This window comes from Anabaenopsis arnoldii, assembly GCF_028331025.1.
Lineage (GTDB): Bacteria > Cyanobacteriota > Cyanobacteriia > Cyanobacteriales > Nostocaceae > Anabaenopsis > Anabaenopsis arnoldii.
Genome location: NZ_JAQMUH010000098.1, coordinates 1 through 18,762 on the forward strand (window position 1 = coordinate 1; position 18,762 = coordinate 18,762).

The 18,762-nt window shown below is 42.3% G+C and carries 19 protein-coding genes, 1 tRNA gene and 1 pseudogene; 11 read left to right on the top strand and 10 right to left on the bottom strand.

The annotated features are described in order from the left end of the window. The first annotated feature begins 257 nt into the window (after nt 1-257). Nucleotides 258-1,349: a 3-dehydroquinate synthase gene (gene aroB / locus PN457_RS09105; protein WP_271732792.1), complete on the top strand. Its 1,092-nt coding sequence runs from the start codon at nt 258-260 to the stop codon at nt 1,347-1,349. A gap of 2 nt (nt 1,350-1,351) precedes the next feature. On the opposite strand, the gene PN457_RS09110 is transcribed toward aroB, so the two are convergent. After that, nucleotides 1,352-2,281, bottom strand: coding sequence for a 1-aminocyclopropane-1-carboxylate deaminase/D-cysteine desulfhydrase (locus PN457_RS09110; RefSeq protein WP_271732794.1), 930 nt, complete (start codon nt 2,279-2,281; stop codon nt 1,352-1,354). A gap of 94 nt (nt 2,282-2,375) precedes the next feature. Here PN457_RS09110 and purT point away from each other — a divergent pair, with 94 nt between their 5' ends. Next, entirely contained in the window at nt 2,376-3,545 is a 1,170-nt protein-coding gene (gene purT / locus PN457_RS09115; protein ID WP_271732796.1) for a formate-dependent phosphoribosylglycinamide formyltransferase, read from the top strand. A gap of 73 nt (nt 3,546-3,618) precedes the next feature. Next, nucleotides 3,619-4,704 carry a DUF1176 domain-containing protein gene (locus PN457_RS09120; protein ID WP_271732798.1) on the top strand — a complete coding sequence of 362 codons (1,086 nt, stop codon included), beginning with the start codon at nt 3,619-3,621 and terminating at the stop codon, nt 4,702-4,704. Here the strand turns inward: PN457_RS09120 and crtH are convergent. Continuing rightward, nucleotides 4,687-6,204 (bottom strand): carotenoid isomerase, encoded by a 1,518-nt coding sequence (gene crtH / locus PN457_RS09125; RefSeq protein WP_271732800.1) that lies wholly within the window; start codon nt 6,202-6,204, stop codon nt 4,687-4,689. The genes PN457_RS09120 and crtH overlap by 18 nt on opposite strands. Before the next feature lie 295 nt (nt 6,205-6,499). Between crtH and upp the strand changes: the two genes are divergently transcribed. The 3 genes from upp to PN457_RS09140 all read left to right on the top strand — a co-directional run bounded on the left by upp (nt 6,500) and on the right by PN457_RS09140 (nt 7,937). After that, a complete protein-coding gene (gene upp, locus PN457_RS09130; protein ID WP_271732824.1) occupies nt 6,500-7,150 on the top strand; it encodes a uracil phosphoribosyltransferase in 651 nt (216 codons plus the stop codon). Nucleotides 7,151-7,190: 40 nt separating this feature from the next. Further along, nucleotides 7,191-7,541: a ssl2009 family thylakoid membrane protein gene (locus PN457_RS09135; RefSeq protein WP_271732801.1), complete on the top strand. Its 351-nt coding sequence runs from the start codon at nt 7,191-7,193 to the stop codon at nt 7,539-7,541. Nucleotides 7,542-7,658: 117 nt separating this feature from the next. Next, nucleotides 7,659-7,937, top strand: a complete 279-nt coding sequence (locus PN457_RS09140; protein ID WP_271732804.1) for a YggT family protein — start codon at nt 7,659-7,661, stop codon at nt 7,935-7,937. A 94-nt stretch (nt 7,938-8,031) separates the two neighbouring features. Here PN457_RS09140 and PN457_RS09145 read toward each other — a convergent pair whose 3' ends face one another. After that, a complete protein-coding gene (locus tag PN457_RS09145; protein WP_271732806.1) occupies nt 8,032-8,460 on the bottom strand; it encodes a biotin carboxylase in 429 nt (142 codons plus the stop codon). 141 nt (nt 8,461-8,601) lie between these two features. Here PN457_RS09145 and PN457_RS09150 point away from each other — a divergent pair, with 141 nt between their 5' ends. After that, nucleotides 8,602-9,213, top strand: coding sequence for a hypothetical protein (locus tag PN457_RS09150; protein WP_271732807.1), 612 nt, complete (start codon nt 8,602-8,604; stop codon nt 9,211-9,213). A 2-nt stretch (nt 9,214-9,215) separates the two neighbouring features. On the opposite strand, the gene PN457_RS09155 is transcribed toward PN457_RS09150, so the two are convergent. After that, entirely contained in the window at nt 9,216-10,094 is an 879-nt protein-coding gene (locus tag PN457_RS09155) for a shikimate dehydrogenase (protein ID WP_271732809.1), read from the bottom strand. 71 nt (nt 10,095-10,165) lie between these two features. Between PN457_RS09155 and PN457_RS09160 the strand changes: the two genes are divergently transcribed. Further along, nucleotides 10,166-11,104: an alpha/beta fold hydrolase gene (locus tag PN457_RS09160; RefSeq protein ID WP_271732811.1), complete on the top strand. Its 939-nt coding sequence runs from the start codon at nt 10,166-10,168 to the stop codon at nt 11,102-11,104. Nucleotides 11,105-11,547: 443 nt separating this feature from the next. On the opposite strand, the gene trxA is transcribed toward PN457_RS09160, so the two are convergent. The 4 genes from trxA to PN457_RS09180 form a co-directional block, all read right to left on the bottom strand. Beyond that, entirely contained in the window at nt 11,548-11,877 is a 330-nt protein-coding gene (gene trxA, locus PN457_RS09165; protein WP_271732813.1) for a thioredoxin, read from the bottom strand. Between the two features lie 285 nt (nt 11,878-12,162). Continuing rightward, nucleotides 12,163-13,710 carry a mercuric reductase gene (locus tag PN457_RS09170; RefSeq protein WP_271732815.1) on the bottom strand — a complete coding sequence of 516 codons (1,548 nt, stop codon included), beginning with the start codon at nt 13,708-13,710 and terminating at the stop codon, nt 12,163-12,165. A gap of 31 nt (nt 13,711-13,741) precedes the next feature. After that, nucleotides 13,742-14,488: a TVP38/TMEM64 family protein gene (locus tag PN457_RS09175; protein ID WP_271732817.1), complete on the bottom strand. Its 747-nt coding sequence runs from the start codon at nt 14,486-14,488 to the stop codon at nt 13,742-13,744. A gap of 129 nt (nt 14,489-14,617) precedes the next feature. Further along, a tRNA-Arg gene (locus tag PN457_RS09180) sits at nt 14,618-14,691 on the bottom strand. A gap of 474 nt (nt 14,692-15,165) precedes the next feature. On the opposite strand from PN457_RS09180, the gene PN457_RS09185 reads away from it, so the two are divergent. The 3 genes from PN457_RS09185 to cutA all read left to right on the top strand — a co-directional run bounded on the left by PN457_RS09185 (nt 15,166) and on the right by cutA (nt 16,958). Beyond that, entirely contained in the window at nt 15,166-15,465 is a 300-nt protein-coding gene (locus tag PN457_RS09185; RefSeq protein ID WP_271732819.1) for a hypothetical protein, read from the top strand. 165 nt (nt 15,466-15,630) lie between these two features. After that, a complete protein-coding gene (locus PN457_RS09190) occupies nt 15,631-16,623 on the top strand; it encodes a helix-turn-helix domain-containing protein (protein ID WP_271732825.1) in 993 nt (330 codons plus the stop codon). Nucleotides 16,624-16,628: 5 nt separating this feature from the next. Next, on the top strand, nt 16,629-16,958 hold the full coding sequence (gene cutA, locus PN457_RS09195; RefSeq protein ID WP_271732821.1) for a divalent-cation tolerance protein CutA: 330 nt from the start codon (nt 16,629-16,631) through the stop codon (nt 16,956-16,958). A 225-nt stretch (nt 16,959-17,183) separates the two neighbouring features. Here the strand turns inward: cutA and PN457_RS09200 are convergent, their stop codons facing one another. Together PN457_RS09200 and PN457_RS09205 are read right to left on the bottom strand one after the other, a co-directional pair. Then, the gene (locus PN457_RS09200) at nt 17,184-18,131 is read right to left on the bottom strand and encodes an ADP-ribosylglycohydrolase family protein (protein ID WP_271732822.1); all 948 of its coding nucleotides are present in this window, start codon (nt 18,129-18,131) and stop codon (nt 17,184-17,186) included. A gap of 492 nt (nt 18,132-18,623) precedes the next feature. Then, a pseudogene (locus PN457_RS09205) lies at nt 18,624-18,762 on the bottom strand (photosystem II q(b) protein); the annotation flags it as partial.

Consider the following 18,762-nt stretch of genomic DNA (forward strand, 5'->3'; position numbering starts at 1 on the left):
AGGCTTACCGTATAAGGGAAATAATGTTGGTTATTGAAGAAAATGCCTGAATATTCCTTCTTAATCTCTGTTCGGTGTGTTCCCTGTTCCCTGTTCCCTCGAACCAGTTGTTAAATTAGCATAACAAGTACGGTAGAGCCTAATTTCCTTCATATTTATGGCCGCCATAGCTGCCGTGTTTGCTCAATGTCCATCTCAAATATCCCATCCAAATTACGATAGAATACACCGCACGCTCGCTTATTTGACTTTGGGTAATGACCTCTGTAATTAACGTAAATCTACCGCAGCAATCTTACGAGATTGCCATAGCTCCATCAAGCTTAGATGAATTAGGTCAGAAAATGTCCACACTGAACCTAGGTAAAAAAGTCTTAGTTGTTTCTAATCCCAGCATTTTTAAACATTACGGTGAGAAAACAGTAAAATCTCTCACATTAGCTGGTTATGAAGTAGCCAGTTACAACCTCCCACCAGGTGAACGTTACAAGACCCTCAACTCCATTGAAAAACTTTATGATGTTGCCTTAGAAAACCGCCTAGAACGGTCTTCAACCATGGTAGCCCTAGGTGGGGGGGTGATTGGAGATATGACAGGATTTGCTGCCGCCACATGGCTGCGAGGTATTAATGTCATACAAGTACCCACCACCCTGCTAGCAATGGTAGACTCAGCTATTGGTGGTAAAACCGGTGTAAATCATCCCCATGGCAAAAACTTAATTGGGGCTTTTCATCAACCGCGATTAGTATTAATTAGTCCAGAAACCCTCAAAACTCTGCCCATGAGGGAATTTCGCGCTGGGATGGCGGAAGTAATTAAATACGGTGTCATTTGGGATGCAGAATTATTTACCCAGATGGAAGGGACTAAACACCTGAATCAACTCCGCTATATGAAGCCGGAATTTATAGAATACATATTAACTCGTTCTTGTCAAGCAAAAGCTGATGTTGTCGCCAAGGATGAAAAAGAAGGGGGACTCAGAGCAATTCTCAACTATGGACATACCATTGGTCATGCGGTGGAAAGCCTGACAAACTATCGTTTACTCAAACATGGTGAAGCTGTGGCTATTGGTATGGTAGCAGCTGGACAGATTGCCCTAGAACTAGGTATGTGGACAGCTGAAGATAGTAAACGGCAAAATGCACTAATTGAAAAAGCCGGTTTACCAACTCGACTACCACCGGGTTTAGACATTGAGGCGATTATTGATACACTACAACTAGATAAGAAGGTCAGGGACGGTAAAGTTAGGTTTGTCTTACCTACCCAAATGGGTGTGGTGACAGTTACCGATGAAGTACCCACAGAAACTATCCGGAGGGTGTTGCAAAGTATGTAGGGTTACCCACCTTTAAGGCGCTGTTCCATACCAATATTGCCTTGCAAGCCCCCTGTGTGTAAAAGTAAGATGCGATCGCCCCTTGGAAACACTCCCTGTTGGAGTAAATTCATCACACCATAGAACATTTTGGCAGTATATACGTAATCAAGTTGGATGTGGTGTGAGTTTTGAAATTCCTGACTAAACATGAGGAGATGATCATTAACCTTTGCATAACCACCAAAGTGATAATCATAGATTAATTCCCAACCTGTGGGGGAGTAACTTGGTGCGGGTAGTCCAGAGTCGAGATACTTCTGGATCAGGTTATGGATTTCCTGAGCCAGAAATTCTGCATTTTTGAGGACAGGAAAACCAATTACGCGTTGTTCTGGATTCAGGGAAAGTACAATACCCGCTAGGGTTGTACCTGTCCCGCAAGCCAAGCAGATAGTATCAAATGCGTCTGCGTAACCCACTATCTCCATACAACCGCGTACCCCGTTTAAATTGCTACCACCCTCAGGAATAATAAATATGTCACCAAAAGCTTGTTTTAACTCCCCGTGTAATTGTATGCTGTGGTTGTTTCGGTAACTCTCACGATTCAGGTATACTAGCTGCATACCTTGCTGTACAGCAAAACTCAAAGTAGGGTTGAGTGGTAAACTTTCATGTCCGCGAATCACCCCGATAGTACGGAAGCCAAAGAGATTACCAGCGGCGGATGTAGCAAATATATGGTTAGAATAAGCACCACCAAATGTGAGAATAGTTGAGTAATTTTGTTGATGGGCTTCCCGGAGGTTATATTTTAATTTAAACCATTTGTTACCGTTAACCAATTGGTGCATAGAATCCAGACGTAGTACAGATAAATCTACACCAGCACTTCGGGTAATCTCATTTTCTATTTTCTGAGTTAAAGGGGGAAAAAAAGGTAAGGACATGGATAAAATTTGACTCAAAGACGCAAAAAGCAAAAAATCACCCAGACATTGATTTCTGGTTGTATAAAACTATTAAATTAAGGTTAATAAATTCATGCATAATTCAACTAAGCTACCACAAAAGTTAATGCTCCTGGGTGCAGGAGAATTGGGAAAAGAATTTGTAATTGCAGCGCAAAGGTTAGGTAATTATGTAATTGCTGTTGACCGTTATCTTAATGCCCCAGCCATGCAGGTAGCTGACTGCTATGAAGTCATTTCTATGCTGAGTGCTGATGAATTAGAAACTGTTGTACAAAAGCATCAACCTGATTTTATTGTACCAGAAATTGAGGCAATTAGAACAGAGAAATTAGTCGAGTTTGAAAAACGCGGAATTACAGTTATACCCACAGCAGTGGCAACTAACTATACCATGAACCGAGATAGGATTAGGGAACTAGCACATCAAGAGTTAGGAATTAGAACTGCTAAATATGGCTATGGTTCTACCTTAGAAGAATTGATTGGTGTTGCTGATCAAATTGGGTTTCCCAATGTTGTTAAACCTGTAATGTCCTCTTCCGGTAAAGGTCAATCTGTTGTCAAGAATCAGGAGGAAGTTGCAGCAGCTTGGAATTATGCGATCGCCAATTCTAGGGGAGATAGTCAAAAGGTAATTGTAGAGGAATTTATCAACTTTGAAATAGAGATCACCCTACTTACTATTAAACAGTGGAATGCACCGACAATTTTTTGTGCTCCCATTGGTCATCGTCAAGAAAGAGGGGATTATCAAGAATCTTGGCAACCTGCTGGTATTCCTGAAGACCAGATATTAGCAGCTCAAGCAATAGCCAAGAAGGTTACCGACGCTTTAGGGGGAGCGGGAATATTTGGCGTAGAGTTCTTCATCACCCAAGAAGAGGTAATTTTTTCGGAACTTTCTCCCCGCCCCCATGATACAGGAATGGTAACATTAATCTCCCAAAATTTGAACGAATTTGAATTACATTTACGAGCTATTTTAGGCTTACCAATTCCCCATATAGAACAGTTGGGATCTGCGGCTAGTGCGGTGATTTTAGCTGATAAACACTCAGATACAGTCGCCTTTACTGGTGTAGCTGAAGCTTTGTCAGTACCCAATGTAGATATTAGACTATTTGGCAAACCTAACGCCCATCCTTATCGACGTATGGGGGTGGCTTTGGCTCAGGGTAATAACATTTTAGAGGCGCGGGAGAAGGCTAAAAAAGCAGCTAGTCAGGTGAAAATTATTTAATTTTATGAGTGGATACCCAGCCAGAAGATCACTGTAAAGCCTTGAATAGTCTCAAATACCAAGTATATATCCCATGGACACACCCCCGCTAATTGTCTTTGTAACTACCATGATTACCTGTGGTCTAATCTCCTGCGTGTCGCCAAAAACCGACACTACTAATAGTGTAAGTTCTCCAGAGTTGCAAACGGATAACTCATCTGTGATTACTAACAACAGTAAACCCAGTTCAGAAACCATCCTGAATGAAGTTATTAACCGTCAGAAAAGTTTACAGGTTTGCAATTTTGAGTTTAACCCAGAAACAGCACGGGAATTCTCAGAAGTCTATATTGGGGAAAATCATCAGCACTTAGTACAGCTACTTTGTTATATGGCTGCTTATCAAGGTGCATTTGCTTTCGTGAAAGTAGATACATCCGGGACAGAAATCAAAATTCAGCCCATGGGGTTAGAAATAGCTGGATTTCCCACCTATGATCCTAAAACTAAGATTCTCTCCAATAGTTACAAGTACATTGGTGCTGGTACTTGTATTCAAGAAACTCAATATTATTGGAATGGGGAAGAACTCAGATTAATTAGTTCACAGAACATAGATCAAATTCCTAACGGTTGTCAGGACTTGGGAGTATTGACCCCTTCAGAAAGTCAGGTAATCACTAACAAGAATATTGGGGTTGCTAAATTGGGTATGACATTAGGGGAACTCAAGGAGATTTTAGGTGAGGGTGCAACATTTGAACCAGTTTCTCTGGGGGTTGATCAAGGGGAAGGAATTAAAGTTAGTCAAGATGGTAGGGTAGAGTATCTGTTAGGTTTTGCTGATGGTGACGTGAAAACAGCTAACTCTCGAATTACCATGATTACGGTTGAAAACCCTAATTACAGAACAAAGGAAGGAGTAGGTCCGGGTACTCCACTCAAAGCAGCAGTTGCAACCTACGGACCGGTGACCCTATCCTACAACTTGAATAATGAGGCACGAGAGTATATTAAATTTGCGCGGGGACTGGGTGCTGATGCGGGGGTAGTCATCAGGTCAAATCAGTGGACAATTACAGAATACGCTGGTATGTATACTGATACTCAAGCTGAATTCAACCAAACCCAAAACTACCATGACCATGCAGCTATTGGCTCAATTACCATTAGATAAACCTAAGTCTACAGCTATGCGATGAGCGCAAGCAAAACCAGAAAAGGCGACGGCGTTTAACCCTTGACCGGGAAAGGTACTGTCACCGACACAATAAAGTCCGGGAATGGCTGTACGATTAAATGGCATATTTAATAGTCCCGGTAATTTCCGCCGGGGAATTGGCCCATAGGTTCCATCTTCACGCCCTAAAAAGCGTTGATGGGTGCGGGGTGTACCTACTTCTAGATAATCTAAGCCAGCATCTAATCCAGGGAAAATCTTTTCTAGTCGGTCGATGATTTGCCAAGCTGCAGCTTCTTTTTTGGCCTCATACTCACTTGCAGACATTTCTCGCCAATCATCAATCGATTGGGGTGTGAAGGCATGGATAATATGATAGCCCTCTGGTGCCAATTTTGGATCTAGTAATGTGGGGATAGAAACGAAAAGTGTCCCTGCTGGTGCTGTCATTTTCTCCCAGTCTTCCAGAATTATATGATGGCATTCTGTGCTATGAGACAATACTGCTGCGGCTACTCCTATATGTAAACTCAAAAAGCTGGGGGATTTTTTATAGGTTTGTTGCCATTTTTTTTCATTAGCCGGTATTTTCCCTACAGGTACTAATTTAGTAAAAGTGTCCCAACGTGTGGCATTAGAAACTATCCGTCGAGCATGATAAACTTGACCACTAGCCAATTGTACACCAACGGCTTTTCCTTTTTCTAGGAGAATCTTTGTAACTCTGGCTTGGTACTTAATCTGACCTCCGGCTTTTTCTAAACCTTCTACCAATTTTTGGGCAATTTGTCCTACCCCACCTTGGGGATAATTAACCCCACCATAGTGTCTATCAGCAAATACCATCGCCGCATTAATCATCGGGGTCATGTCAGCTTTGACTACAGACCAGCAATAACACTCTATGTCAATAAATTGCAATAATTGCGGATCTTTAATATGGCGTCGCGCCACATCTCCTACATTTTGAGGGAGATATTTAACTAAACTAAGACAGGCCAAAGGATGCTGCAAAAATGTCCGCAGCAAATACCGAGGTTCTTCTAATGACAGCAAATCTATGGTATTGAGACAGTTAAATACTTTCCAGCACTCGTCATAAAAGCGACGAATACCTATTTCTTCATGGGGAAAATAGGCAATAAGATGTTGCAAAAAATTATCATAAGTTCGCTCGACTTTGATGTCTAAGCTGGGTAAGTGATAGTGAATCTGTACAGGATCAGTGATTGTTTCTTGACTGACGTTCACAGCGTCTAAAGCGCGGGTGAGTAAGTTGGTAGTACCTTTTTCGCCAAATCCGAAAATCATTGACGCCCCAACGTCAAATCGATAACCCTGGCGATCAAAGTAACCCGAACTACCCCCTGGAATCAAATAACTTTCTAGTACCAGCACTTGAGCGCCTTTGGCTGCTAACTGGGTTGCGGTTACTAAACCACCAATTCCAGAGCCAATGATGATCACATCCAATGTCGGATTTAGGGATGGAGACATAGGGGCAGATATGCAATAAAATTAACTAATTATTTAGTATTTTATATCACTTTTGATTCTTCGGGTATGGAAATAAAAAGAGGGACAAGCCCGCTACCGCTGGCTAATCCCGTCTGCCGATCCTTAAAGAGAGGAGAACACTAATTAGTAATATAACTTTGATTGAGAATATCTGTCAAGTATTATTGAAAATTACTTTCAATAAATTCGGCAGTGTTGATTTTAGCTGTCAGTGGGATACTTGAGGGAGTATGATGGTGTTTCAGATCAAGAAGAAAATTGCCCTATTCCGGCTATGACGGTACAACTGCGCGTTTATGTCCCCCCCCATCCTCTGATTAAGCATTGGTTGGCGGTTGCTCGAGATGCTTCCACTCCTTCGGTGTTGTTTCGTAGTGCTATAGTTGAGTTGGGGAGATGGTTAACTTACGAAGCGGCTAGAGAGTGGTTACCGACCCTGGAAACTGTGGTGCACAGTCCTTTAGATTCGTCTCCAGCTACTTTGATTAACCCAGAAGTCCCCGTGGCGGTTGTGCCGATTCTCCGGGCGGGTCTAGGTTTACTTGAAGGTGCTCAATCTCTGTTACCTTTGGCTTCGGTTTATCATTTAGGTTTGGTTCGTAATGAGGAAACTCTCGAACCGGTCTGTTATTTGAATAAGTTACCTGAAAAATTTCACCCGGAAACTAGGGTATTAATCACAGACCCAATGTTGGCGACGGGTGGGTCAATTATGTTTGCTATGTCGGAATTAGTACAACGTGGGGTTGACCCAAGTTTGACTAGAATCGTTTCTGTAGTAGCCGCACCGCCAGCTTTACAAAAGCTTAGTGCTGAATATCCTGGTTTAAATATTTATACTGCCACCATTGATGAGATAGTCAATGACCGGGGGTATATTGTACCGGGGTTAGGGGATGCAGGCGATCGCATCTTTGGCACATAAGCTAGTATGCAGCTAGGGAAGTTCTTGAAGGCGGTAATATATGAGTCAACGTGATGGTTTTGGTAGTGGTTTTGTAGCAGGGACAATTTTTGGTAGTATAGTTGGTGGTATTATTGGGGCTGTGATTGTTTCCCGACAAACTGAGGAATTGACAGCAGAATCAGCAGAACTGACTAATGGCCAACTCAAAACTAAAAAAGTATCGCCAAAACAACGCCAAATGTTCGTCTCAGATGATGAAGCTATGGAAATGGAAACAGCCAGGCGATCGCTAGAAGATAAAATTGCCCAGCTAAATGCCACAATTGACGAGGTAAGACAGCAGTTAGGAAATGTCAATGGCGGTTCCACCCAGTCAGTCAATGACCGCTCCCTCACCCCAGATTCTTAAAGTGATTGATATTTGGCTATAGTAGTTAATGCGGCAAACCGCACACTTCATGACATGGACTCAAGTAAAATCAATAATAAGACGGTTTTTGACACTTAGCAGGAAAATAACTTATCCATGAACTTACTTTTTACTACTTTGGCAACCTTTGTCAGCTTCTATAGCTACTTGCTAATTATCCGAGTGCTTTTAACTTGGTTCCCCACAATCAACTGGTACAATCAGCCTTTTGCGGCTTTAGCCCAAATCAGCGATCCTTACCTGAATCTTTTCCGCTCAATTATTCCTCCATTGGGCGGTATGGATTTCTCCCCTATCTTAGCCTTCTTAGCACTGAGTTTTATTGGTGGCTTACTAAGAAACCTAACCGCCCTTTCATTTGCACAGCCTTTTTAGCAAAAATACCAACTAAATATAAACTTTTGTAGAGACGCTCCTTTCCAATCGTCTCTACATTGCTTCTTGGGCGATTATTATTAATTCTTAATAATTATTGCCGAACTTGTCTGCTAAATCCAGAGGCTTTAAACTGTTTGAGCTGCAAGGGTTCCGGTTGATTCGCGGCTACAGAAATCCTGATGGCAAAATCACTAATACCCGGCGGAACTTCGGGGATAGAACCCAGACGAGTGCGGTTCTGCATGACTGGGTTATTGTTGGCATCATAAATGCGTCCAAATATATCTGCATCATATACTGTTTTATAAGTAGCGTTTTCTGCCTTACCAGTGACAATAAAGCAATTAGCTGCCGCACTACCACTGCTGATTACCGATCCTGCTGCCAATTCTGCCGGACAGTCTTGATAAGATATATCAAATAGTTTCACCTGTGTTAGAGCTATAGCTGGAGGTGTAAATACCCACAATTGCAAGAGAGTCAGGAAAGATATAACAATGACATTAATTCGTGTTCTCATATTTAAGTTTGGTGTCATCGAACTTAACTAAAATTTGTACCGCAGCCGGCAATTTTGTCTAGATTAACTTAGCTGAACTTAATGAGTTGGAGACAGAAAAGGTAATAATTGGGTAAATAAACCCACAGTTGCTATCAACTTATGACTCCAGATGAGATTGAAACAGCCTTGCAAGCAGCTTTTAACAGTTGTGATACAGCTGGTTGTCCTCTCACTGATATGCAGAAGCAGATATTACTGCGAGTGGTGGAGGAAATTCCGGGAGACCCTAACTTGAAGATATCAGATATGGGTAACCCCTTAGATGAACTTTCTACAGAAGAATTGACAGCTTTTTTACGGTTTGTTAAGAACCAAGAACAGGAAAACTGTAGTTGGAAGGTACAATTACTCAATGATTGGCTAAATGATCATAATTCGGGAAATGTCCAATTTATTCGCCAACGCTACGGTTTAGGTTGGCTTAATCGTGTCCAATCATATCATTTTAATAAGTATTCTGAGGCTGGGGATACACTCAAGTTGAGAGTAGGCGATCGCATTGAAATTGCCAATGGATTATGGGAATGGGTCAAGGACGATGGTCCGTGTCAGCGTCAATGGTTTTCCTGTATTGTCCTCCAAATCGATGAAATTAATGATTCTGAGGGTTCATCTATTACTTGTGTAGTTCGCCTCTACAATGGTGCTGAGTACCAAATTCCAGGTATATATACATGGAATCGCCATAATTGGCGCTGGCCAGAAAAATAACTCTATCTAACGAGGTAATTTTGCACTGCTTGGCGCATCACATCCACAGGTACAGTATCCCGCTGTAACCAGATTTTTAATGCTGCTACACCTTGTTGGACAAGCATTTCTAAACCATCAATGACAATTGCGCCCTGTTTTTGGGCTTGTTGTAGAAATTGTGTAGGCTGAGGAATATATATTAAATCGTAAGCGATCGCACCCGGGGATAAATTTTGCACATCTTCTTGACTCACAGGTGACTGATTCACGTGGGGATACATACCCACAGGGGTAGTATTTACTAGCAAATTAGCTTCAGGAATTAGCTTTCCTAGGTCTTCCCAGAGATGAATTTGCAATTTTGCTGCTAGGGGTGAATTTCCCCAACTTTTGCGGAACTCAGCTAATTTGTGCATATTCCGCCCCACCACATGAATTTGCGCCAACCCTAGCTGCTGACAACCAGCTACAACCGCCCTAGCTGCTCCACCATGGCCTAAAATGACCGCTGTTTTCTGGCTCCAGTCTTGCTGATAGGTTGTCTGTAAAGGAGCAATAAAACCTTCTATATCCGTGTTTGTACCTACCCAACCCTGATTTTGACGGCTAACGGTATTGACTGCGCCTATAACTTGGGCAATGGGGGAAATTTCTGATAATAAAGGCATAATTGCCTGTTTGTGAGGGATGGTAACGCTAAAACCCACAACATCCATAGCAGCCAAACCCGCTATGGCTAACTCTAAATTTTCTGGTTTAATTGGTAAAGGCAGATAAATATAATCTAGTCCTAATTCAGCGATCGCCGCATTATGCAGCACTGGTGATAAGGAATGTTCTACCGGATACCCAATTACCCCTAGAAGTTGAGTTTTACCTGTAATTACTACTTTATTCATTGGTCATTAGTCACCAGACTGGTGGGGAATACAATTAAATTATTAACAGCTACTTAATATTTCCTTATATCATGCAACTAACCACAGCTTCCTCTACAAATCCCATTCCTGGTCAATATTGGCAGTGGCGGGGTCATAATATATACTACGTCCACAGGGGAGAAAAACAACCCCAACGTCCACCCTTGCTGTTAGTCCATGGTTTTGGCGCATCCACAGATCACTGGCGCAAGAATATCACAGGACTGTATCTAGATTTTGAAGTATTTGCCATTGATCTGTTAGGGTTTGGGCGTTCAGCAAAACCGAAACTCCAGTACAGCGGTGATTTATGGCGCGACCAACTGGCTGATTTTATCAGTGAAGTTATTGGTCAGAAGACCATACTAGCAGGTAACTCCCTGGGTGGGTATGCTTGTTTGTGTGTAGCAGCACAATGTCCTGATCTTGCGGCCGGTTTAGTCTTACTCAACAGTGCTGGACCGTTTAGCGAAAACCCATCTATTTCTGAACCCGAAGCATTACAATCACAAATTCAACCCCCTAAACAACCTTCTGGGTTACAAAAACTCTTAGGTGATTCCGTGAAGTGGACTTTTAAACAACGTTTCGCTCAGTTGCTGTTATTTGAATATGTACGACAACGTTGGGTAATTCGCCGCACCTTAAAAAAAGTTTATCTTGACCACAGTGCAGTCACAGACCAATTAGTAACAGAAATTGCCCGACCTGCTTATGATCCCGGTGCTTTAGATGTATTTGTTTCCGTTTTTAGCACCCCCCAAGGGGAAAAAGTTGATGTGCTGTTAAAACAGTTAACTTGTTCCCTGTTATTATTGTGGGGAGAAGCTGACCCCTGGATGAATGCCAGAGAACGTTCCCAGAAGTTTCGTCAATACTATCCCCAACTAACAGAACATTTTCTGAATGCAGGTCATTGTCCCCATGACGAAGTACCAGAACAGGTCAACCAGCTTTTACGGGATTGGGTGGAATTAAAAAAAGATTAGAACAACGAAAAGCGGTTAAAAATCTAATCCTTAGATTTTTAACCGGTATTTCTGGGTTTACAGGTTTCCAATTCTTGAAGTTAATTATTTGAGAGGTAAAAATAAGGTTTACAGAGCATCTAGCAATATCAGCAATATGATCTAGCTACAAGAGCAACATCATGTTTATCGGCACTTGCTTTTGATTTGCTGATATTCACTTGGGTCTATGACGGGGGGACACACAGTCATTTACCCTGGTTTCTTGTTTATATTGCGTCCTCATGTTGAAAATACCACTAACTTGATGATATTCAAACCTAAATTTACGAAACTTGATATTTTGTTCTGGTTAATCATCAATCATCCTCACTCCCACAAGTGACATGAGGTTTACACAGAGATCACAAATTTAAAATCCACACACACAGCCGACTCACGCCAGTGTTACCAACCTTAAATTATCATGTTTGAATGTGCTGCTCTAAAGTTTCAATTAAGGTAGGTTTTAGTACCGCACCCACAACTATATCAACTTGTCTTCCCCCCTTAAATACCATTAGCGTCGGAATAGTGCGAATACCGTAATGACTAGCAACGGTGGGATTTTGATCAGTGTTTAACTTCGCCACTTTTATCAGTCCCGCGTATTCCCCAGCAATCGCATCTACAACCGGAGACACCATCCGACAAGGACCACACCAAGGAGCCCAAAAGTCCACTAAGACTGGAATTTCACTTTCCAGTACTTCTTTTTTAAATGTGGCTTCTGTGACATTGACAATGGATGACATAATTGCCTCCTGATTAATTCATTGATTTGATTTTGTCGAATAAAGAAAATATAGGGCATTTAAAAAAATGATGCAATTACAAAAACCTTATAATTAACTCAAGATGTTAAAATATAGGTTTGTATATTTAATTGTCAACTAGGCTACTACTCCCTGCTAATTAGGTATTTAAAGATATGTACTCACATCAAATTACCAAAATCCAGCATTAACGCAGTAGTTCAATAGCAAAATTATTCAACACTTATGGCTATTTTATCAATGGGCGATAGTGCCACCACAGAATTAGGAAAATCTTGTTAGCCATCGTAAGAATTGTTTTGATGTTGGTGTCAATAATGTACGGCGATAAGTATCAGCCGCTTTTTTAATAGCTTCTGCTTGAGTTGGGTAGGGATGAATTACATTAGACAGACCATTTAAACCAATTTTATTGACCATGGCGGTGGTTACTTCACTGATGGTTTCCCCTGCATGACGAGAAACAATTGTTGCTCCTAAAATTCTATCATAACCCCTCTGGTGATGAATTTTAACAAAACCATCCTCTTCACCATCTGCGATCGCCCGGTCTACACTACTAAAAGGAATCTTAATAGTATTAATCTTCATACCTTGTTCTTGAGCCTCCTGTTCATACATTCCCACATGAGCAATTTCTGGGTCAGTATAAGTTACCCAAGGGATGACTAAATTACTAAGTTTGTATCTTCCTAAACCAAAAGGTGAAAACAAAGTATTTTTAATCACAATTCGAGCCGCCGCATCAGCTGCGTGAGTAAACTTCCACTTCATACAGATATCACCAGCAGCATAAATTTTGGGGTTAGTGGTTTGTAAATAGTCATTAACCTTCACTCCCTGGCGGTGATTGTATTCCACTCCCACTGCTTCTAAATTTAAACCTTCAACATTAGGAACGCGTCCTGTAGCAACTAAAATCTCATCCACTGTGATTGACATCGGCGAGCCGTTGCTGAGAAAATATATCACTTTTCCCTCAATACTCTTCTCAATATGATCTATTTGGCTATTTAAAAGCAAGTGTATTTTTTCTTGGATAAAACAGTTTTGCAGAATTTCTGCCGCTTCGGGATCTTCCCTGTTTAAGATGTGGGAACCCTGATGAAATAAGCTCACTTGAGATCCTAGACGCTGGAAAGCCTGAGCCAATTCACAACCAATCGGTCCACCGCCAATCACAGCCAAGCGTTTGGGGAGTTCAGTTAGTGAAAATACCGTTTCATTAGTGAGAAAACCAGCCGCTTCCAGTCCCTTAATTGGGGGTCGCATAGCTCTAGCACCTGTAGCAATCACAGCTTTTTTAAAGCGGATTTTTTGGCTATCAACCTCAATAATATTATCACTGGCAAAACGACCGGTTCCCAAGAAAACATCAACCCCAAGGTTGCGAAAGCGAGTCGCAGAATCATGATGACTGATACCTGCTCTCACCTTTCGCATCCTTTCCATAACTTGAGGAAAATCAACTTTGATGTCTTCAGGGGTATTAATACCAAAACCTTGCGCCCCGGAAATTTCACCAATTACACGAGAAGACCGGATCATACATTTTGAGGGAATACAACCAAAATTTAAACAGTCTCCCCCCATCAAATGCTTTTCAATTAAAGCGACTTTTAATCCCAAGTCTAGACCTACAGATCCTGCTGCTACAACTAATCCAGCCGTACCAGCACCAATTACAACCAAGTCGTAACAATCAACAGGTTGAGGATTGACCCAATGGGGCGGATGAACGTAAGAAACTAGTTTCTGATTATGCTCATCCGTGGGTAGGATAGTTACTTTTGGCAATGGTAAATTTGACATTATTTACTCCTCGCTTACCACATCAAGACTGTTAATGTAAAACTTCATTTTCTAAAGCCTTGCGAGCAACTTTAGTAATATATACTGTCACAGTAACCGTGGCTATGAAGCCAAGAATCCGAATTAACCACTGTAAACCGGGGTTATCAGGTTGAGATGCGGTACCAATGGCGGCCAGATTACCAGCCAAGGAACCGACGTAAACATACATAATTGTTCCGGGAATCATACCCATAGATCCGAGAATGTAATCTTTGAGGCTAACTCCGGTAACACCATAGGCGTAGTTCAGAAGATTGAAGGGGAATACAGGAGAGAGTCGGGTCAACAAAACAATTTTCAATCCTTCTCTACCAACAGCCTCGTCAACAGCCCGGAATTTTTGATTACCTGCTATTTTTTTAGCCACCCAACCCCTGGCTAAATAACGTCCAACTAAAAAAGCGGCTGTGGCTCCTATAGTTGCACCAATGAAGACGTAGATCGAACCCATAACCAGACCAAACACAACACCAGCACCAAGAGTCAGGATTGACCCTGGCAAGAAGGCGACCGTGGCAATAATATAAAGTAGGATAAATGCTAATGCTCCCACAGCACCAATACCATCTATCCACTGTAAAGCATTTCGCAAGAACATTTGGGGATCGAAGCCAGCAGCATTTTGGGCAGATTCCTCCCCCCAAGCGGGTTCAGCCACAAGTACGGCAGTAAGGCCAAATAATATGAGTATCAAAAAAACAATACTATAAGGCTTTTCCAAGTTTTTATTGATCATTTTCAAAACCCAGTCGTTTGACTTCAGCCCAACGGTACTAAAGACACGATTTCTGCTTGCTTGAGCCGCAGCAATATCGGGATTTGTTGTGTATCCACATTCATGAGTAGAATGTATTGCCTAAATGAACAGGCGCGGCAGGACTCGAACCTGCGACAGTCCGCTTAGAAGGCGGATACTCTATCCAACTGAGTTACGCGCCCAAGCTAGCATAGTAGCTTCTTAAGAAATCACTTTCGTGATTGTATCATCATCTAGTACCAAAAAGCAAATGAAAATTGTGGATGCCAAAAAAAACGCTTTGATCTGGCCAGAAACCCCAAGCATGCGGTGGAGAAGGGTTGACAATCACAGATGTGGAAATTTTCTTTGGTTCAGCAGATCAAATACAGTGGGCTTATAGCCACAGACAGAGCAAGCCCTACTGACTCCTACTTCATTGGTGAAAAGATTTTTGAAGTCTTGGCTTACTTGGGTGTCAGTGTTTTATGCTGGAAGGATTGGCGTCGCCTGCAAATACTCACTCAATATTGGGGATCCACTTGCCACTAGTATATTTTCTTATTTCTTGGGAGGGCTAATTTTCCGTTACACAGAAATAATTATAGACCAAAAACCAGATGTGTCGATTATTGATGTGTTGTTTTATCCTGACTTATATTTCCCTTGACGTAAGGATGATTTTAGGTTTGGCTTCCCAAGGTATAAATTTAGAAAAATTGCAGTTGCTCATTGTCTTAGCCATTGCAAGGTTTGCTACCTTGTTAGTAGTATGGTGGATTTCTATGGAACAGACAGCACCCTTAAAGCCTCTAGTTGGTAGCTTCAATTGGTTTGAGGTACTCGACGATGTGGTTTTATTAATTATTATTGCCCCAGGGAAGGCTAATGGCCTTTTTGACCGGAAAATCCGCCAAATATTGGAGAATGGTTGCACAGGACGCTTTTTGGATCTACATTGCAGATATATGGTTTAAGTATGCTCAAGGGTCAAACTATCAAAGTGGAGAGATACTAGAAATGTTTTGGATATTTAGTGGAGTGTTATGTCCTATGGGCTTTGTCCTACAAGATAACCCATCCTTTAGCCGAACTCCGCAGGAGCGCGGTCGCAAACGAGCTTAGAAAATTTGGTGTCTACCGTGAGAAAATTAACAGAGCCTGACAAACGAGAAATTCTCAAGTTATATCGAGAAAGTGCCGAAACAACATCAACTTTGGCGGAACGTTATGGTGTAAGTAACTCGACAATTAGTCGCCTACTCAAAAGCACCTTACCCGAAGATGAATATGAATATCTGGTTTCTCTCAAACGTGCAGCCAGGACTCCTGAAGGTCGGGCGCAGGTAAGTTACACCCAGTTACCTTTCTTAACTCAACCAGAGCCGGAGCCAGATCTGCCCAGCCAGGAAAAAGCCATCCCTCGCTTGAGATTACCAGATATCTCCCCGCAAAAACCGGTGATCGAAGAACACCAACCGCAGGAAGAGGAGGATCTCAGCCCCTCTATAAGACGAGTCCGTCGGCGTTCTTCGGCAGAAGAGAAACCAAAGTTACGTACAGCAAAGCGATTAGAAATAGTCGAACCCCAGCCCGCTGAACTGGCCGGTATTCCTGCTCCCCTCTTAAAGGAAGAACATCCTCAAGCAAGTGTTATTTCCCACATGCTAGTCGAGGATTTGCTAGATGAGTCAGAGGATTTGTCAGATTTAGAGGATGATTTAGACGAGGACGACTACGAGGACGACTACGAGGAGGAGGAGGAATATCTAGAGGATTCAATGCCTTTAGTTACAAGACGAAGGGTGAATGAGCTAGCGGTGCAAGTCTTGCCATTTTCCGCAGCACAGTTGCCGAAAAGTTGTTATTTGGTAATTGATAGATGCTCGGAGTTAATTACCCGACCACTGAAGGATTTCGGCGACTTGGGACAAATTCCTAACTTAGAAACCTTGCAAAGAACTTTGCCAGTATTTGATAACCATCGAGTCGCAAAGCGCTTCTCTACCAAGCGCGATCGCGTAATTAAAGTTCCCGATAGTAAAGTACTACATAAGGCTAGTACTCATCTTCAAGCCAAGGGGATTACGCGACTGTTGATTGATGGTCAGGTGTACTCTCTGTCTATGGTCTAAAATTTATGGAGATACCTGCTCATTATGGTGTAGTACTGGTGACAACTGCCAACAAGCAGGAGGCAGAAACAATTGCTAATGCCCTTGTAGAAGCTCAACTGGCTGCCTGTGTCAGTCTGTTGCCAATCCATTCTATTTACTCTTGGGAAGGAGAAATATACAAAGAGTACGAGTGGCAGTTGCTGATTAAAACTGATTTGGCCCTATTTTCCAGTTTGGAAGCCAAAATTCGGGAACTCCACTCTTACGAAGTCTCAGAAATCATAGCTTTACCTATTGTTGCCGGTTCGCAAGCCTACTTGCAATGGATTTCTCAACAGCTTAAATCCTACTAGCAGCTCACCCGTAAATTGCCCAAAAGTACCGCGGCCACTTGGCTTTAGGCGTGGAGAGTGTGAACGTAATACTGCTGTAAATATCCACCATAAAACTAGCGGTGATGCTAGGAATTAATCTTAGCCGAATCAGTGGAGGTTGTTTAAGTCAGCCTGAGAAAGTTCGTTTATGGACTCTTCGGAAATCCCCGGTTTATAAAACCGGGGTTGAAAAATACAAAAAATCTAAATCTGAGTATCGATAGCTTTGGCAAAGCGCTCTGCCAAGTTAATAATGTCCTGTTTGCGGGCGATTTTATTGATCCATTCCTGGGGAATATTTTCCAGTCCGTAGTATATCCCTGCTAACCCCCCAGTCACAGCGGCAGTAGTGTCTGTATCTTTACCCAAGTTGACAGCTGTCAGTACGGCTTCGGCGTAAGAGGAGGTATTTAGCAAACACCACAGGGATGATTCCAGGGTGTCAATTACGTAGCCTCCAGAATTAATCTCTTCAACTGGTATCTGGGCTATTTCACCACTGAATATTCTGCGAAAATGAGGTTTCTCTAAAATGTATTCACGGTCGGAATACAGTGATTGGATTTTTGCTAATCCTTGTAAATAAGCTGTTTCCGGTTTAGCCCCTTCTAGTAACGCTACGGCAATACTAACATAAATACCGCAGGACATTTGCGATCGCAGATGACCATGGGTAATGGCAGAGACATCATGGACTCTAGCAATCAATTCGGGGAAAGTTAGGTGACGATAACAATAAGCCATGGGTAAAATTCTCATCAAAGAACCATTACCATTGCTATGTTCTAGCCTCCCTCCTGCTTGGTGAGGTACAACACCCTGCTTCAGGCGCATAATTGCTTCATGGGTAGTCATACCAATATCAAACAATTCACCGCGAGCAGTCCAATAAGCTTGTTTATACCAGCGCCAAAAGGAATTAGCTATAGTATCTAAGGAATAACCCCGACACAGGCTTTCTGCCAAGCAAAATGTTAAAGAACTATCATCTGACCAGGTTCCGGGTGGTTGCTCCCATGTACCATAGCCTAACATCGTTGTCACTGGAGATTTAATTCTTTCGGCACGGCTAGTAAACTCCACAGGTACACCCAACGCATCACCGACACATAAACCCATCAAACCAGACAACGTTTTTGCAGCGGTTAGCATGATTCACTCTCCATGAAAACTATCAAAACTTAACTTTTTGACACTCCCCGCTAACTGCAAAGTGGTGTAGCGGGAGATTCCTGCTTCATCCCCACTTAACTAGATGAGTGTTACCACTAACCCGCGTCAGTAGGAGTCAGCAAGCATTTTCTCACACCCTCTGCCCAACGGCATTAACACCACCATTTATGACTACCAAAGGAAGCAGCAACATCTCGATTTGTTGTGTACTCACGCTCAGGACAAGAATATATTCTCACATTTCCTTTTTATTTTCCGTCTGTGCACCACAATTAAGGCATATGGTGCGATTCGTTCTCTCGATCAGGAGCATTTATGCTCAGGGATGAGAGGGATGTACATGGCGAGGATTACCGGGTGATTTCCACCTTGGCAAACAGTTACATTACCAAACCAAAAGCGCCCATCCGGTAGGAAGAGCGCTTTAATCAAGCAGAGACAGTATTATTTAAATTTCTGAACCTGAATCTCTTAACCGTTGATTGCAGGAGCAGTCAAAGCAACAGGAGCAACTTCACCAGCAGCCAAGTCTAAGGGGAAGTTGTGAGCGTTACGCTCGTGCATTACTTCCATACCCAGGTTAGCGCGGTTGATCACATCAGCCCAGGTA